We start from the raw sequence: 1,173 nt of genomic DNA, 5'->3' as shown, positions 1-1,173 counted from the left end.
CCTCGGCCCTTCGTTAAGGGTTGTCCAAGGACTGGGCAGAAACGAAGAAGTGCCTTCTGATCAGGGAAAATAGGGCTTGTCGAGAGTCCTGTTAACCCGCCACGGAAGGCACTTGCAGGGTGAAGGTTACCGCAACACGTCCGAAGATCACGGTGGCCGGGGACGGGCGGGGCGTGGTTGGTCATGCCGGTGCCCGGCTACTCGCCGATCTCGCTGACGCGACCGGGCTGACCAGGGCGTTCAGCCAAGCCCTTGCGGTGCTGCGGCAGCGCCAGCGCGGGCATGACCCGGGCCGGATCGCCGTCGACCTCGCGGTGATGCTGGCTGACGGTGGTGAGGCCATCGCGGATCTGGCCGTGCTGCGGGACCAGCCGGCCCTGTTCGGGCCGGTCGCGTCCGACCCGACTGCGTGGAGGCTGTTGTCCCGCCTCGACGACAGCGTGCTGGCCGACCTGCGTTCCGCCCGGGCTCATGCCCGTGAGGTCGCCTGGGCCCAGCACGCCGAGGTCCGCGGCGACCTGCCGCAGCCGATGGTGGCCGGCCAGCCGGTCGATGGCCTGGTTCTGGACATCGACGCGACCGTCGTGATCTGTCATTCCGAGAAGGAGTCAGCGACCCGCACCTGGAAGAAGACGTTCGGGTTCCATCCGCTGCTGTGCTTTCTGGACAACACCGGCGAAGCTTTGGCTGGGCTGCTGCGTGAAGGCCGGGCCGGTTCCAACACCACCACCGACCACATCACCGTCTTCGACCAGGCCTTGGCCCAGATCCCCGACGTTCATCGGCATGGCACCCCGATCCTGCTGCGTTCGGACTCGGCCGGTTCCAGCCACGGCTTCCTCGCCCACATCCGATCCTTGCGCGAGCAGCACCTCGACATCCGATTCAGTGTCGGCGCCGCGATCACCGAATCGGTCCGAGAAGCGATCCGGGCCGCGACCGGTTGGATCCCCGCCGTCGATACCGGCGGCGATCTGCGTGACCATGCCGAGGTCTGCGAGATCACCGGCCTGTTCGACGCCGCCGGCTGGCCGGACGGCACGAGGTTCCTCGTCCGTCGGGAACGCCCGCATCCCGGAGCCCAGCTGTCGCTGTTCGACACCATCGAAGGCTGGCGGCATCAGATCGTCGCCACCGACACCCCGCCCGGCAACGGCAGCATCCAATTCCTAG

The 1,173-nt window shown here is 67.4% G+C and carries 1 protein-coding gene; it reads left to right on the top strand.

Features of this window, described 5'->3' with window-relative positions:
- Positions 1 to 119: 119 nt before the first annotated feature.
- The coding region (locus ABZV06_RS32040) for an IS1380 family transposase (RefSeq protein WP_355625996.1) at positions 120 to 1,173 on the top strand (1,054 nt) is incomplete at its 3' end.

The sequence above is a fragment of the Micromonospora sp. NPDC005172 genome, assembly GCF_040608555.1.
Lineage (GTDB): Bacteria > Actinomycetota > Actinomycetes > Mycobacteriales > Micromonosporaceae > Micromonospora.
Note: the sequence above shows the minus strand (reverse complement) of the source record. Positions and strands in the feature narration are given on the sequence as shown.